The sequence below is a fragment of the Nocardioides panacis genome (assembly GCF_019039255.1).
GTDB classification, from domain to species: Bacteria; Actinomycetota; Actinomycetes; order Propionibacteriales; family Nocardioidaceae; genus Nocardioides_B; species Nocardioides_B panacis.
The window spans coordinates 317,181-332,071 of sequence record NZ_CP077062.1; the positions used below are offsets into that span (position 1 = coordinate 317,181).

Sequence of the window (14,891 nt, forward strand, 5' to 3'; positions counted from 1 at the left end):
AAGAACTGAGATCCCGGGGATTTTCCCTGTGGCGCGGGCTGTGGTGGTAACTCGCCGCCAAGGGGGCGGACTCCGAGTCGCCCGCCCGCCCTTGGCGGGCGCATGCCCGAGCACTGGATCAGTCACGGGAACCTCGGGCCGGCTCCCCTTGCCAGAGGTCGGCACTTGCAAGCGTTTCCGCGCGCGGTCTCTGTCCATGCCAATCCGAGTTCAGGGGCCCCTTTGGTGCTCCTTGAGGACTCGCTTGTGTGAGCACGGACGGCCGTGGGCCAGCGCCGTCATGCCGTCCCTTCCGAGGGTGCAAGCCAATCGACCGCGCGTCGGGCGACCGCAGCGCCGACGAGTGCCAGCGCCGCGGCCGTCAAGAACACTGCTGTCGGCGAGTGCTGGTATGTGATGCCGCCCAGAGACGCGCCCACCATCGGCGCGAGCCCCATGAGCGTCGTCTGCAGCAGCGCCTGACCGGTGCCCTGCTGGTGTGCGGGCAGCAGGGACCCGACGGCAGTGACGAGACTGACGTAGAATAGTGCGTAGCCAGCGCCCCGCAGGACACTCGCAGCCACGAGCAGCCACGGATCGGTCAGCACGCCGTAACAGGCGAGCGAAAGCGCGAAGACCGCGCCGCCGCCCAGGAACATGGCGCCGGGGCCAACGAGATGGTGCCACCAGCCGACCGACCGCATGAAGGGGATCTCTGTGAGTGCGCCGGCCACGGAGGCGGCCGCAACTGCGCTCACGCCACCGCCCAACGCGGTGAGACGCAGCGGCAAGACGGTCATCGAGCCGCCCATCGCCACTCCGAACAGCCACGCGCCCGCGAGCAGAAGGACAAAGCGCGCGGCCAAGACGTCCCGCCAGCCCGCCGGCGCCGCCGCCCGCGGGCGCACGGGTGCCCTCAGCCCGCGCACCGCCGCGACCTCCAGCAGCAACACTGCCGGGTAGGCGAGCAGCACGAGTGCCAAGGACGTGCGTGCCAGCAGGACGCCCCAGCCGGCGACGGCGACCGCGAAGCCCGCGCTCGACCACAGCCGGATCGACCCGTACCGCTGCCGCGCCGACCGACCGAGGAGACCCACGGCCAGGGCATCGGCCAGTGCTTCGCCAGGCGCTCGCATGGCCGCCAGCAAAGCAGCGGAGACGAGCACCGCGGGCAACCAACCACCTGCGCACAGCAGGACGACGCTCGCCAGCGCCGCCGCGAAGCACGAGAGTCGAAGTGCCTGTTGCGCACCATGTCTGCGATCGGCCCAGGCTCCCCAGACGGGGACTGCCACGACACCCACGGCAGCCATGAGACCGAGCACCAGGCCCACGCCGGACGGCGACAAGCCCCGCCACGCCAGGTACAGCGCCAGGTACGGCATGAGGGTGCCGATGCCGCCGCCGGACGCGGCGAAGACGGCCTTCAGCCGTCGCAGCGCCTCGGGACCCCCGGCATCGGTCGGGGCGACGGTGGGAAGCCCCGTGCCGGGATCGGTCACCGCAGGCGGTCGAAGCCGTGGATCCGGACGCCCTTGACGACCCGATTGACCTCACCGTCGGGGAACGGGTTGTCGGCGGTCAGGCCCGAGGCCATGGAGCAGTGCAGGCCGAGGTACTGGGCGAACAGCACGGCAGGCAGGGCAAGGGCGGAGTCCGGCAGGCCAACGGCGTCCGGCACCAGCCAGGGCGTCGCTGCGCTGGCGGCGTCGCCGTGGTCTGCGGTGATGGCCAGAACGTCCTTGTCATCGCGTGTCCCGCGCAGCTCGTCCAGCAGGTCGAGATCGTAAGCGCGGGTGTACGGGTCGTTGGACAGGTACACCACCACCAGGCTGCGGTCGTCCAGGACCGACTTTGGACCGTGCCGGAAGGCGAGCGGCGAGTCGCCCACGGCTACCACCTGCCCAGCGGTTAGCTCCAGCAACTTAAGGGCGGACTCGTGCGCCAGCCCCTCGAGGGCCCCGCTGCCCAGGTACACCACTCGCTCATAGCTGCGTTCGGCGAGTTCGCGGGTGGCAGCGGCCCACCCCGGCCCGACGGCGTCGCCGATGTCGGCGAGCCGCTCCGCGAGACCGTGGTCGTTGCTCGGGTCCAGGGCCAGCAGGGCAGAGAGCGTCATGCACGTGAAGCTCGACGTCATGGCGAACCCCTGGTCGTGAGCACCCTCAGGCATGAGCACGACGCGGGCGTCGTCGCGGTCGCCGTACCGGCGGCCCAGCTCGCCCTCGGCGTTGCAGGTGAGCACGAGGTGCTGCACGTCGGTCAGCAGCTGGTCGGCGAGCTCGGCTGCGGCAACGCTCTCGGGGCTGTCGCCGGACCGGGCGAACGACACCAGCAGCGTGGGCACGTCGTCGTCGAAGCAGTCCAGCGGACCGGCCACGACGTTGGTGGTCGCGATGGCGTCGACCCGGCGACGCCCGGCCCGTCGCGCCGCCGGTGCCACCAACTGGCCGGCGAACGCGGACGTCCCGGCACCGGTGAGGACGACCCTGGCACCTGTTTGCGCCAGCGCGTCGCCGACGAAGGCCGCCACCTCCGGCCCGACGCTGCCGGGGACCTGGCGCCAAAGGGATGGTTGCTGCGTGATCTCGCGGGTGGTGTGCTTCGCCCCGTGGACGACGTGCTCACCGACGGGGGACACCTCAGACATCACGCGTTCATCTCCCGGGCAGGAATGGTCGCTGAACACGCGCCGGCGTACTCGCGCAGCACGTTCCTCACGTGGTGGAGCACCAGCGTGATGTCCTCCCGCACCTCACCCAGGATGGGTGCGCCGCCCTCACGGTCGCACCGACGTGCGCAGCGCCTCGGGCAGCAGGTCGCCGTGCGCCTCGGTCATCGCGTCACACAGGTCCCAGATGTCGTCGACGCGCAGGCTTGCCGACGCGTTGGGATCGACCATCGCAGCCTGCCGCACCAGCCGGGGGTCGCCCTCCAGGGCCGCGCGTACGGTCAGCTCACCCACCGCTAGGAAGGCCGCGTTCAGTGCGGCGCACTGGGAAGGAAGCGAGCCCATCGCCTGCGGGTGCAGACCGAGGTCGTCGACCGAGCACGGCACCTCGACCGCGGCACCACGGGGCAGGTTGTCGATCAACCCGTGGTTGATCACGTTGGCGTGGATGGTGCGGGGCGTTCCAGTCACCATGGAGTGGATCACCTGCGGTGCGTACTCGGTCGCGCTGCTCTCGAGCGGCAGGGTCTCGCCGGCCGCCAGCGCGCGACGGGTCTCCTCGTACTCCGCCACGTTCTCCTCGCTGATGCCGAGGTAGACGTCCACCGGGATGCGCAGACGCTCCACCTCGCGCTGGTCGCGCAGGTACCACGAGACGTACTCCGAGGAGTGCTCGCTCGTCTCGGTGGGGTAGTAGCCCAGACGGCGGTACATGTCGACCCGGACGCGTCGCCGCAGCTGCTCGTCCTGGGCGATGCGCTCGTTCAACCGGGGGTACAGGTCCTCGCCGTCGTGACGCCAGTCGAGCAGCCACGCCTGGTGGTTCACCCCGGCGGCTCGGTAGCTCGTTCCCTCGAGCGGCACCCCCACCACGTCGCAGAGGCCGGCGACGGTCCAGTAGACGCTGTGGCACAGGCCGACAGCCTTGACCGTGGGTGCCACCTGCGACAGCCACCAGATGTTCATCGCCATCGGGTTGGTGTAGTTGAGCAACCAGGCGTCCGGGCAGACCTCCCGCATGTCCTCGGCGATGCCGGTGAGCACGGGGAAGGTCCGCAGCGCCCGGAAGATCCCGCCGACGCCCAGGGTGTCGGCGATGGTCTGGCGGAGCCCGAACCGGGCAGGGACCGTGAAGTCCGTGCGGGTCGCCTCGATGCCGCCGACCTGCACCATGTTGATCACGAAGTCCGCACCCTCGAGAGCAGCTCGGCGCTCCTTGGTGGCGGTGATCGTGGGACGGGCGCCGCGTTGCTCGGCCACCTGACGGGCCATGCCCTCGGCGGTGCTGAGCCGGTCGGGGTCGATGTCGTGCAACGCGATGGTCGCGTCGGCGAGCTCGGGGAAGCCGAAGAGGTCGGAGAGCAGCTGGCGCGTGAAGACGACGCTGCCGGCGCCGACGAAGGCGATGGTGGTCATAAGCTCCATCCGGGTCTGTCCGGCCAGGGTGGGCGCGGACGGGTACAGTCTCGGTGTGTTCGATATCTCGGACACTGTTCGGAGTGCTGTCATAGCCTGCTCGGGCTGGGTCGAGGTGTCAAGGAGGCAGGAGTGCCGAACGGCAACCGTGCAGAGGTGGAGGCGTTGCGGCACCGGCCGATCCGCCCCGAGGAGAAAGGTTTCGGTGGCCCCCGTCATCGGACGGCGACGACAGCCGCGGAGCTCTTGCTGTCGGGCACCCGCGCCGCCGACGGCTGGTTGGGCAGTCCTCGGGCGGTCGTGCGCGTGTCGGCGCTGGAGCACAACATCGCCACGATGGCGCGGTACTGCCGGGACCACGGCGTCGACCTATACCCGCACGGCAAGACGACGATGGCACCACAGGTCGTCGCGGCCCAGCTCGACGCCGGATCGGCCGGAGTGACCGTCGCCACCGTCGCGCAGCTGCGAGTCTTCCAGGCGCACGGGCTCGGTCCCGGCCTCGTCGCCAATCAGGTCGTCGACGAGGCCGGCGCCTCCTGGCTGGGACGCACCCTCGCGGACCACGGGCAGGTCGCCGCCAGCTGTTACGTCGACAGCGTCGAGGGAGCGACCAGGCTGGACCGGCTGGTGGCGGCGGCTCGCGGGGCCGGCACGACGGCGCGTCTGGGCGTCCTGGTCGAGCTCGGGCACGCCGACGGGCGCACCGGCGCCCGCACCCTGCACCAGGCCCAGCAGGTGGCCGAGGCGGTGGCGGCCTCCAAGGCGCTGGAGCTGGTCGGGGTGGCGGGCTACGAGGGCTCCCTCGTCCGAGAGACGCCTTCGGAGGCTGCGCGGGCGGCGCGCGAGTTCTGTCTGGGCCTCGGCGACCTCGCCGGCCGGCTCCTGGCCCGCGGGCTGCTGCCCGAGCGTCCGATGGTCAGCGCCGGCGGCTCGGCGTACTTCGACGCGGTGGTCGACGCGCTCGCGGGGGAGGACGCTTGGCGGCTGGTCCTGCGCAGTGGCTGCTACGTCACGCACGACCACGGTCTCTACCACGACCTCTCGCCCTTCGAACGGTCCGACGAGGGCTACACCCTGCGACCGGCGCTGCAGGTCTTCGCCCCGGTGCTGTCGAGGCCCGAGGACGGCACGGTCGTGATCGGCGCGGGCCGGCGGGACGCCTCTTCGGACGGCGCGCTGCCGGTGGTGCTCGCCGCCCGGCGCGGCGACCGTCAGCTCGACGTGCGTGGTGTCCGGACCCTGCGGCTCTTCGACCAGCACCTCGTCGCCGCGACGCCGTCCAGCGGCTGCGAGCTCGAGCCCGGCGACGAGGTCCAGCTGGGCATCTCGCACCCCTGCACCACCTTCGACAAGTGGCGCTGGATACCCGTCGTTGACGACGACGACCGGATCGTCGACGTGCTGCGCACGTTTTTCTAAAGGACGCCCTCGCGCAACGTCAGCGGGTCGCCTGGCGCACCCGCTGACGTTGCGCGCCGAGTCCCTCGATGCTGAGCTCGACCACGTCGCCCTCCTGCAGGTACTGGGGCGGGTTCATGCCCATGCCCACACCGGGCGGAGTGCCGGTGTTGATGAGGTCGCCGGGCTCAAGCACCATGAACTGGCTCAGGTAGCGCACCACCTCGAGCACGGGGAAGATCATCGACTCGGTCGAGCCTTCCTGGCGCGTCCGGCCGTTGACTGCCAGGGTCAGCCCGAGCCGCTGCGGCTCGAGCACCTCGTCAGGCGTCACCAGCCAGGGACCGAGCGGGTTGAACGTCTCGCAGGACTTGCCCTTGACCCACTGGCCGCCCCGCTCGAGCTGGAAGTGCCGCTCCGACACGTCGTGCGAGACGCAGTAGCCGGCGATGATGTCGGCCGCGTCCTGCTCGCTTGCGAGGTACCGGCCGGTGCCGCCGATGACGACGCCCAGCTCGACCTCCCAGTCGGTCTTGGTGCCGCCGACGGGGATCAGCACGTCGTCCTCCGGGCCGATGACGGTGCTCGGCGCCTTGAAGAAGACGACCGGCTCTGCTGGCAGCTCCATGCCGGACTCCTGGGCGTGGACCGCGTAGTTCAGGCCGATGCACACGACCTTGCCGGGCCGTGCGACGGGCGCGCCCCAGCGCGGGATCGAAGCCGCGGGATGCCTGGGTAGGTCGTCGCGATCCTCGATGTCGCGGGCCAGGGTCCGTAGACCACCGCTCGCGAGGAAGGCTGCGTCGAAGTCTCCGACCACATCGGTGACGTCGACCACGACGTCGTCGCGCAGCACGCCCGGGCGCTCGTGGCCGACGGGCCCGAACCTGACCAGCTTCACATCTGTTTCCTCTCCTCGTGGGTGCCGGCGTGCTTGCCGGCCGATGTGCCGGCTCAGCCGGCGAAGGTACTGGGCGCCAGGCCCTGAACTCCTGGCCGGCAGCGGAAGACCGAACCGGCCAGAGGCTGCTCGGTCAGCTGCGCGGGGGACAGGCCGTCCCGTGCGGTCGTGACATACAGCTCGGCCAGCCCGTCGCCGCCGAACGTGACGCTCGTGACCAGGTCGACCGGCAACCTGACCTCGCGGTCGAGCTCGCCCCGCGGCGTGTATCGGCGTACGCAGCCGCCACCCCACAGCGCCAACCACAGGTATCCCTCGGCGTCCACCGTGAGGCCGTCAGGCAGCCCGTCGCGAGGCATCAGCTCGACCAGGGTGGTGCGCCCGACGATGGAGCCGTCCGCCGGATCCAGCTCGAGCCGGTCGAGGCTGCCACGGCCGGTGTCGACGTAGTACATCTCCGTGCCGTCCGGCGACCAGGCGATGCCGTTGGAGTTCGTCACGCCGGCCAGCACCTCGCGAACGCTGCCGTCGGCGTCGAACCGGTAGAGCGCAGCCCGTCCGGTCGTCTCGTCGTAGGACAACGTCCCCGCCCAGAAATGGCCGAAGGGGTCGCAGGCGCCGTCGTTGAAGCGCGTCCCAGGACCCTGGCCGGGCGCCGGGACCACGTCGCCCTCCGGCCGCCAGGCGCCGTCGAGCAGCAGGAACCCGCGCTCGACCGCAGCGACCCAGCCGCCGTGCGCACGAGGGGCGACGGCCCCGACCGGAGTCCCCAGGAGGTGCCGCGCGCTGGTCCCGGACACCGGGTCGACCACGTTCACCGCTCCCGCCAGGATGTCGACCCAGACGAGGGTCTTCGTGCCGACGTCCCAGCAGGGCCCTTCGCACAGGTCTCCGGCGCCGTGGACGAGGACGTCGTCCTGGGTCAGCACGCTCACAAGCGGATCACGGCTTTCACCGGGTCCTGCGCGCCGCCGGCCAGCTCCATGAAGATCCTCTGGGAGTCCTCCATGTCGATCGCGGTAGCCCACCCCAGGTCGAGGGATGCCGCCAGGCGAACTGCGTCCGCGAAGTCCTCGGGGCTGTAGGCGAACGACCCCACGACGCGCTTCTCGCCGCGCACCAGGCCGTTGCCGTCGAAGCCGGCCGCAGCCTCGGCGAGACCGAGCCACACGCTGGTCCCGCCCGGGCGCACGTGCTCGACAGCGGAGGCGCGGGTCTGCGCCGACCCGACCGCGTCGACGACGACGTCGTACTCGCCTTCCAGTTCCTCCGCGCAGACAGCGGCCCCCAGCCGGCCGGCGAGCACGAGCCGGAAGCCGGAACGGTCGACGACCGTCACCTCGCCGAGCTGCTCGTGCGCGGCGACCAGCAGGCTCACGAGGCCGATGGCACCGGCCCCGATCACGGCGACCCGCCCGATCCCGCCCTGCTCGACCTGCCGCCAGGCGTGCACGGCGTTGGCCAAGGGCTCGATGAGGGCGGCGGTTTCCCAGGTCATCTCGTCGGGGATGACGTGCACGGCCCCCGCAGGTACGGTGACACGCTCCGCGAAGCCTCCGGCCAGGTGCACGCCCAGCAGCTCGCGACGGCGGCACAGCTCGGGCTTGCCGCGGTGGCACAGGTCGCACTCGCCGCAGCTCAGCAGCGGGTTCACCACGACACGTCGGCCATCCGGTGTCTCGCCGGCGAACTCATGACCCATCACCAGGGGCGGCCGGCGGAAACCGACGCTGCGAAACCCGTGCAGCTCGCTGCCGCAGATGCCGCTGGCCCGGACCGTGACCGGCACCCAGCCGTCACGAGCCCCCGGGGTGGCGACGTCCCGAAGCTCCATGGCTCCTGGGCCGGTGAAGACAAGGGCCCGCATGGTCTGCTGCGCTACGGTCACCGGGCACCCTCTGCCACGACGTCGATCTCGACCAGGATGCCCAGCAGCTGCGAGCCGACCGTCGTCCGCACCGGGTACGGCTGGGGCACGAGGCGCCGGTAGACGGCGTCGAACCCCGCGAAGTCGCGCTCGAGATGAGCAAGGTGGACCGTGCTCTTCAAGATGTGCGACAGGTCCAGGCCGACCGCGCCCAGCGCGCGTTCCACGTTCGCCAGGGTCGCCTCGGTCTGGGCCTCGATGCCTTCGGGGAACGCGCCCGTCTCGGGGTCGTGCGGTCCGAAGCCTGCGGTGAACGTCAGCTGGCTGGTCTGCGTGACATGGCTGTAGGCGCCTCCCGGCGCGGGTAGCTGGTCAACCACGTGCGAGGTGTGGGTCATGGGTCCTCCTGGTCTGCGACGGGTGGGTGAACGGTGCGAGGGCGTGCGGGCGCTAGGGCCTGCCCTTACATGACGGCGGTCTGGCCCCCGTCGACGACGAGCTCGGTGCCTGTGATGAACGAGGCGTCGTCGGAGGCGAGGAAGGCGTAGGCAGCAGCGATCTCCTGCGGCATGCCTGTACGCCGCAGAGGGACGTTCTCGCGGCCGTAGGTCTCGATGAAGTCCGGGGCGATACGAGCCGCGATCGTCTCGTTCAGCGCCGTACGGACGAACCCGGGGCAGAGTGCGTTGACACGGATGCCGTGCTCCGCGAGCTCGACCGCCATGGTCTTGGTCAGCAGCAGCACACCGGCCTTGGAGGCGTTGTAGTGCGTGTAGTCCTGTTCCGCCGCGAGACCGTTGGTCGACGACATGTTGATGATCGCGCCGCCGGTGCCTTGCTCGACCAGGAGCCGCGCGACCCCTTGTCCGACGAGGAACATCCCGCGGAGGTTGACCGCGAGCATGCGGTCCCAGTGCTCGGCGGTGATCTGGAGGAACGGTTCGCGCCACGCGGTACCGGCGTTGTTCACCAGGACGTCCACGCCGCCCAGCACCCGGCTGGCCGTCTCGACCAGCGAGGTTGCGCCGTCCTCCTGGCTGACGTCGGCCGCCACACCGTGCACGTCGCCGGCATCCCTCAGGGCGTGCACCGCACGCTCGACCTCGTCCGGTTCCAGGCCACCGATGACCACGGCGCACCCTTCCTCGACGAACCGACGGGCCGCCGCCGCCCCGATGCCGCTGCTGCCACCGCTGACGAGGACTCGCTTGCCGTGCAGACCGCGCACCCGAACCTCCTCCTGCGTTCGACATGCTGAACGCGTGTCGATATCCTGACTCACGCTACTGACGGTGCGGGCTGGCTGTCAAAGCTCTGGTGGTCCCTGTGCGAGGTTTGACGCGCATGGTCCGCCCTCCTACAGTCCAAGCACGATCCGCCACCACACAGAGAACGGGGTGCGTCATGGGCCGCGCCGTCCCTGCTGCGAGCCGTGCGCTCGACATCTTGGAGCTGTTCCTGGACGACCCTGTCCTGTCGGCAGCGGAGGTCGTGAGCAAGCTGGCTCTCCCGCGCACCACCGTGCACGAGCTGCTCGGCACGTTGACCGACCGCAGCTACCTCGTGGTGGTCCCAGGTCAGCCCCTGCGCTACCAGCTCGGCGTCCGCCTCTTCCAGCTGGGCAGCGTGTTCGCGCAGCAGCTCGACCTGGCTCGCGAGGCGCAGCGTGTCGCCGCCGAAGTTGCTGCCGAGTGCGGCGAGACCGTGCACGTCGCGGTGCGTGAGGGCACGGACGTGATCTACATCGCTCGCGTGGAGAGCACGCACCCGGTCCGGATGGTCTCAGCGGTCGGCCGACGCCTTCCGGCGCACTGCACCGGTGTGGGAAAGATGCTGCTCTCGGCACTGAGCGAGCAGGCCCTGAACGCCCTGTACCCCAAGCAGACCACCCTTCCGAAGATGACCCACGCCAGCATCTCCTCGCTGAGCAGGCTCAAGACTCAGCTGGCCGAGATCCGTGCGCGTGGGCTGTCGTACGACGAGGCGGAGTCCAGCGAGGACGTCCACTGCGTCGCCGCGGGCGTGCGCGACCACACCGGTGAGATGGTGGCCGGCCTGAGCATCTCGGTGCCGATCACCCGATGGGACGAGGACCGTCGTCGCGTGCTCGGCGAGCTGGTCACGGACGGCGCGGCGCGACTTTCGGCCAGCCTGGGGTACCGGGCCGCCGCAACGCGTTGAGCGCGGTCATCTGACGGGCGCCCACGGTGCTGCCGCGCGCGTCGCAGCGCGACGGGTGTTCGTCGCACCCGGCGCCCTCCGGCGCGACGTCGCGCGCCCGAACGCGTGCGAGCTGATGGATCCGATCCCTTGACAGTCACCGGCCCGGACGGCATCGTGCGTGCCACGGCCCGAACGCTGTACGAAATTTCGAACGGACGGGGACAGTCATGACCAGCGATCTTGACCTTCACGGCCTGCCTCTGCGCGACTACGCGCCCCAGTCGTCGCTCGTCGTCCCCGAGCACCATCCGCGGCGGTCGGTCGTCCCGGCCGTCGACGTGCACAACCACCTGGGTCGCTGGCATCGCGGGGAGTGGACCGTGCCGTCGGTGCCCGAGCTCGTGCGTGTCATGGACGAGTGCAACGTCGCCACGATCGTGAACCTCGACGGATGCTGGGGCGAGGAGCTCGAGGCCAACCTCGACCGCTATGACCGCGCGTTCCCCGGTCGCTTCCTGTCCTTCTGTCGCCTCGACTGGTCGCAGTGCGCGAGCTCAGACGACTGGGGCACCTCGTTCGCCGCGTCGTTGCGCGACTCCGTGGCTCGTGGCGCGGGCGGCATCAAGCTTTGGAAGGACGTCGGCCTGCACGTGCGGGACCGGGACGGCGACCTCGTCCTGCTCGACGACCCACGGCTCGAGCCGCTGTGGGAGGCGTTGGCCGACACCGGCACCCCGGTGCTCGTGCACACCGCAGACCCCGCCGCCTTCTTCCGCCCGGTGGATGCGCGCAACGAGCGGCTGGAACAGCTGCTCGCGAGGCCCGACTGGCAGTTCTCCGGCGACGAGTTCCCGTCGCTGGAGCGACTGCTGGGTGCGCTCGAGACGGTGGTGTCCCGGCATCGGGACGTGACCTTCATCGGTGCGCACGTCGGCTGTTTCGTCGAGGACCTGCAATGGGTCGACCGGATGCTCAGCAGCTACCCCAACTTCAACGTGGACATCGCCGCTCGCGTCGGCGACCTGGGGCGCCAACCGCGAGCGGCCGCGCGCCTGGTGCGGCAGCACCCGGACCGGGTCCTGCTCGGCACCGATGCCTTCCCGCCCCGCAGCGAGGACTACCGGCTGTACTTCCGGTTCCTCGGCACGGACGACGAGTACTTCGCGTACTCCGACGAAGACCCCCCGGGCGACGGCCGCTGGCGCGTCTACGGGCTCGATCTGCCCGACGACGTGCTGAGTCGTGTCGTCGGTGACAACGCACGAGACCTCATCCCCAGACTCGCGACGGGAGCATGATCATGTCCATCACCTCACACCCCTCCGCACGTCGACGGTGGCGTAGCCGCCTGGCCGTCGTGGCAGCACTGTGCGTGGGCCTTGCCGCCGCGGGCTGCTCCGGATCCGACACCGGCTCGAACGGTGGCGCCGCGGCCAAGGCCGAGAGCGGGGCGGTGACCATCTCCTACGCCATCTGGGAGAAGCCGCAGCTCGCCACGATGCAGAAGATCGCGGCGAAGTTCCACGCGGAGAACCCCAAGATCACCGTCGACATCCAGCTGACGCCGTGGGAGCAGTACTGGACCAAGCTGCAGACGTCCCTGAAGGGAGGCAGCGGCGCCGACGTCTTCTGGATGAACATCCCGAACCTCAAGAAGTATGCGAACGGCGGCGTGCTGATGCCGATCGATGCGTACGTGGACCGCGACAAGGTCGACCTCGGCAACTACGTGCCGGCGGTGATGGACGCGTACAAGTTCAAGGACCACGTGTACGCCCTGCCGAAGGACGTCGACGCGATTGCGCTCTGGTACAACAAGGAGCTCTTCAAGCAGGCCGGCGTCGACTACCCGACGGCCGACTGGACGTGGGACGACCTCACGGCCGCTGCCCAGAAGCTCACCGACCCGGCCAAGGGCGTCTACGGCATCGCCGCGCCGGCCGAGGACCAGGCGAACTACGACAACACGATCCTGCAGGCGGGCGGCCAGATCCTCTCCGCCGACGGGAAGAAGTCGGGCCTCGACTCGCCGGAGGCGATCCGCGGGTTGCAGTTCTGGGTGGACCTGATCAACAAGTACCACGCCTCGCCCTCCCTGCAGCAGATGACCGACACCGACTCGGAGCAGATGTTCACCTCGGGCAAGGTGGCGATGTACTACGGCGGCTCGTGGACGGTGCTGGACATGAAAGCGATCCCGGAAGCGAAGCGGTTCGCCGACGTGGCCCCGATGCCGCACGACGCTCAGCACTACTCCGTGAGCAACGGGCTGGGCATGGTGATCAACAGCAAGACCAAGCACCCCGACGCCGCGTGGCAGTGGGTCAAGTACCTCGGTGGCAAGGCCGCCGCCCAGATGCAGGCCGAGACCGGCACCGTCATTCCCGCCTACAAGGGGATGGCCGACGCCTGGGTCAAGTCCTCACCCGAGTTCAACCTCCAGGTCTTCGTCGACCAGTTGAAGTACGCCCAGCCCCTGCCCTCCTCCATCGACACCCCGGCGTGGCGTGACCCGGCGGCGGCCGAGCTCGCCAAGGCCTGGACCGGGTCGGCCAGCGTCGAGGACGCCGCCCGCAAGGCGGCACAGATCATGAACGACGCCCTCGCCAAGGAAGGTTCCTGAAGCCCGCGGAAGGGAGGGGACGCAACCATGACCGTCACTGAACAGCACCAGGACCATCCGGGCACCGGCTCGCGCACGTCCCTCAGGCCCGAGCCCCCGAGCCGCTCAGGTCTGCGCCGTCAGGACGCGATGTGGGCGACCGTCTTGATCGCACCGACCGCCATCGGGCTGCTGGTGTTCTCCATCTGGCCCACCTTGCTCACCTTCTACTACTCGTTCACGTCGTGGGGGGCGTTCGGCGGGCACACCTGGGCGGGCCTGGAGAACTACACCCAGCTGCTGCACGACTCCGAGCTGCTGCAGTCGCTGGTCAACACGGCCATTCTGAGCCTCATCACGCTCCTGAGCGTGCCGCTCGGCATCGTCGTCGCAGCGCTGCTGCACCGACCCGACTTCCGGCTGACGCGCTTCTACCGCACCGTGTACTTCCTGCCGGCCGTGACGCTGCCGGCGTCGATCGCCCTGATGTGGCGACTGGTCTACAACGGCGACTTCGGCCCCTTGAACTGGACATTGAGCCTGGTCGGCATTGACGGACCGTCGTGGCTCGCCGACTCCCACACGGCGATCTACGCCCTCGGCGTCGTCTCCATCTGGGGCTCGATCGGCTACAACATGGTGCTGTTCCTCGCCGGCATGCAGGCCATCCCACGTGACTACTACGAGGCGGCCGAGCTGGACGGTGCAGGGTCGATCTCGCAGTTCTTCCAGATCACCGTGCCGCTGCTGACGCCGACGACGTTCTTCGTCACGGTGATCACGGTCATCAACGCGCTGCAGGCGTTCGACCTCGTCTTCTTGATGATCGGCAAGACCAATCCGGCGCTCGAGAAGTCCCAGACGGTGGTGTACCTCTTCTACGAGAAGGGGTTCGTCGAGTCCCAAGGGGGGTACGCCGCGGCGATCGCCTTCGTGCTGCTCGCGGTGATCTTGGTCTTCACGGCCGTCCAGTTCCGTATGCAGAGGCGGTGGGTCCACTATGGCTGACGCCGTGGCCGCGACGGGCAGTCAGAAGCTGCCACGCTGGCGCCGGGACCTGTGGGTGCACGTGGTGCTCATGCTGGGTGCCGTCCTCATGATCTCCCCGTTCGTCCTCGAGGTCGTCACCTCGGTCAAGACCTTCGCCCAGGCGACGCACACGCCGCCTTCGCTGGTCCCGCATCCGTTCCACTGGGGCAACTACAAGGACGTGTTCGAGTCGCTGCCGTTCGGCAGGCAGCTGCTCAACACCGTCGTCATGACGCTTGCACGGACCCTGGGCCAGGTGCTGTTGTGCTCCGCTGCCGGCTTCGCCTTCGCACGCCTGCAGTTCCGGGGTCGTGGGCTGCTGTTCGGGCTGTTCCTGTCGGTGCTGATGGTGCCGTCGCAGCTGTTCCTCCTGCCGAACTACGAGATCATGCAGCACCTCGGGCTGCTGAACAGCATCAGCGCGTTGTGGCTGCCCGGCATCTTCAGTGCGTTCGGCACCTTCCTCATGCGGCAGTTCTTCCTGCAGCTGCCTCGCGAGCTCGAAGAAGCGGCGCGGATCGACGGCGCGAACCCTTTGCAGGTGTACTGGTGGGTCATGTTGCCCCTTGCGACGCCTGCGCTGATGGCGCTGGCGATCCTCACCGCGATCTGGTCGTGGAACGACCTGCTGTGGCCGCTGATCATCAATACCGACCCCAGCAAGATGCCGGTGTCGGCGGGGCTCGCGGCCCTTCAGGGGGGAGCACCTCACCAACTATCCCGTCCTGATGGCTGGCTCGCTCCTAGCCAGCCTGCCGATGATCGCGCTGTTCGTGATCTTCCAGCGCCGTGTCCTCGAGGGCATCGCGTTCACCGGTCTCAAGGGTTAGCGACGGCGTTGACGCCGTAGCGCCCACCCCGT

15 protein-coding genes are annotated in these 14,891 nt (G+C 69.5%); 6 read left to right on the forward strand and 9 right to left on the reverse strand.

Annotation, left to right across the window (positions count from 1 at the left end):
• Window positions 1-278 precede the first annotated feature (278 nt).
• The 4 genes from KRR39_RS01685 to KRR39_RS01700 all read right to left on the reverse strand — a co-directional run bounded on the left by KRR39_RS01685 (window position 279) and on the right by KRR39_RS01700 (window position 4,066).
• A complete protein-coding gene (locus tag KRR39_RS01685) occupies window positions 279-1,481 on the reverse strand; it encodes an MFS transporter (protein ID WP_216940152.1) in 1,203 nt (400 codons plus the stop codon).
• On the reverse strand, window positions 1,478-2,512 hold the full coding sequence (locus KRR39_RS01690) for an SIS domain-containing protein (RefSeq protein ID WP_216940154.1): 1,035 nt from the start codon (window positions 2,510-2,512) through the stop codon (window positions 1,478-1,480). Before KRR39_RS01690 ends, KRR39_RS01685 begins: the two co-directional genes overlap by 4 nt.
• 116 nt (window positions 2,513-2,628) lie before the next feature.
• Window positions 2,629-2,733: a class II D-tagatose-bisphosphate aldolase, non-catalytic subunit gene (locus tag KRR39_RS01695; RefSeq protein ID WP_216940156.1), complete on the reverse strand. Its 105-nt coding sequence runs from the start codon at window positions 2,731-2,733 to the stop codon at window positions 2,629-2,631.
• Between the two features lie 25 nt (window positions 2,734-2,758).
• Window positions 2,759-4,066, reverse strand: coding sequence for an alpha-glucosidase/alpha-galactosidase (locus tag KRR39_RS01700; protein WP_216940164.1), 1,308 nt, complete (start codon window positions 4,064-4,066; stop codon window positions 2,759-2,761).
• A gap of 306 nt (window positions 4,067-4,372) precedes the next feature.
• Here KRR39_RS01700 and KRR39_RS01705 point away from each other — a divergent pair, with 306 nt between their 5' ends.
• Window positions 4,373-5,488 (forward strand): alanine racemase, encoded by a 1,116-nt coding sequence (locus tag KRR39_RS01705; protein ID WP_216940166.1) that lies wholly within the window; start codon window positions 4,373-4,375, stop codon window positions 5,486-5,488.
• A gap of 19 nt (window positions 5,489-5,507) precedes the next feature.
• Here KRR39_RS01705 and KRR39_RS01710 read toward each other — a convergent pair whose 3' ends face one another.
• The 5 genes from KRR39_RS01710 to KRR39_RS01730 all read right to left on the reverse strand — a co-directional run bounded on the left by KRR39_RS01710 (window position 5,508) and on the right by KRR39_RS01730 (window position 9,463).
• On the reverse strand, window positions 5,508-6,368 hold the full coding sequence (locus KRR39_RS01710; protein WP_216940168.1) for a fumarylacetoacetate hydrolase family protein: 861 nt from the start codon (window positions 6,366-6,368) through the stop codon (window positions 5,508-5,510).
• Between the two features lie 53 nt (window positions 6,369-6,421).
• Window positions 6,422-7,297, reverse strand: a complete 876-nt coding sequence (locus KRR39_RS01715) for an SMP-30/gluconolactonase/LRE family protein (RefSeq protein ID WP_216940170.1) — start codon at window positions 7,295-7,297, stop codon at window positions 6,422-6,424.
• 2 nt (window positions 7,298-7,299) lie between these two features.
• Window positions 7,300-8,256 (reverse strand): zinc-dependent alcohol dehydrogenase, encoded by a 957-nt coding sequence (locus KRR39_RS01720; protein ID WP_216940177.1) that lies wholly within the window; start codon window positions 8,254-8,256, stop codon window positions 7,300-7,302.
• Entirely contained in the window at window positions 8,253-8,633 is a 381-nt protein-coding gene (locus KRR39_RS01725) for a RidA family protein (RefSeq protein ID WP_216940179.1), read from the reverse strand. Before KRR39_RS01725 ends, KRR39_RS01720 begins: the two co-directional genes overlap by 4 nt.
• A gap of 65 nt (window positions 8,634-8,698) precedes the next feature.
• Window positions 8,699-9,463, reverse strand: coding sequence for an SDR family NAD(P)-dependent oxidoreductase (locus tag KRR39_RS01730; protein WP_216940181.1), 765 nt, complete (start codon window positions 9,461-9,463; stop codon window positions 8,699-8,701).
• Window positions 9,464-9,639: 176 nt separating this feature from the next.
• Between KRR39_RS01730 and KRR39_RS01735 the strand changes: the two genes are divergently transcribed.
• From KRR39_RS01735 to KRR39_RS01755, 5 genes are all read left to right on the forward strand, one after another.
• On the forward strand, window positions 9,640-10,416 hold the full coding sequence (locus KRR39_RS01735) for an IclR family transcriptional regulator (protein WP_216940187.1): 777 nt from the start codon (window positions 9,640-9,642) through the stop codon (window positions 10,414-10,416).
• Between the two features lie 209 nt (window positions 10,417-10,625).
• Complete coding sequence (locus KRR39_RS01740) at window positions 10,626-11,696, forward strand: amidohydrolase family protein (protein ID WP_216940189.1); 1,071 nt, start codon at window positions 10,626-10,628, stop codon at window positions 11,694-11,696.
• Between the two features lie 59 nt (window positions 11,697-11,755).
• Complete coding sequence (locus tag KRR39_RS01745; protein ID WP_216940191.1) at window positions 11,756-13,021, forward strand: ABC transporter substrate-binding protein; 1,266 nt, start codon at window positions 11,756-11,758, stop codon at window positions 13,019-13,021.
• A gap of 27 nt (window positions 13,022-13,048) precedes the next feature.
• Window positions 13,049-14,008 (forward strand): carbohydrate ABC transporter permease, encoded by a 960-nt coding sequence (locus tag KRR39_RS01750; RefSeq protein ID WP_254185443.1) that lies wholly within the window; start codon window positions 13,049-13,051, stop codon window positions 14,006-14,008.
• Window positions 14,001-14,879, forward strand: coding sequence for a carbohydrate ABC transporter permease (locus tag KRR39_RS01755; RefSeq protein ID WP_254185444.1), 879 nt, complete (start codon window positions 14,001-14,003; stop codon window positions 14,877-14,879). The genes KRR39_RS01750 and KRR39_RS01755 overlap by 8 nt, the downstream gene beginning before the upstream one ends.
• Window positions 14,880-14,891 lie beyond the last annotated feature (12 nt).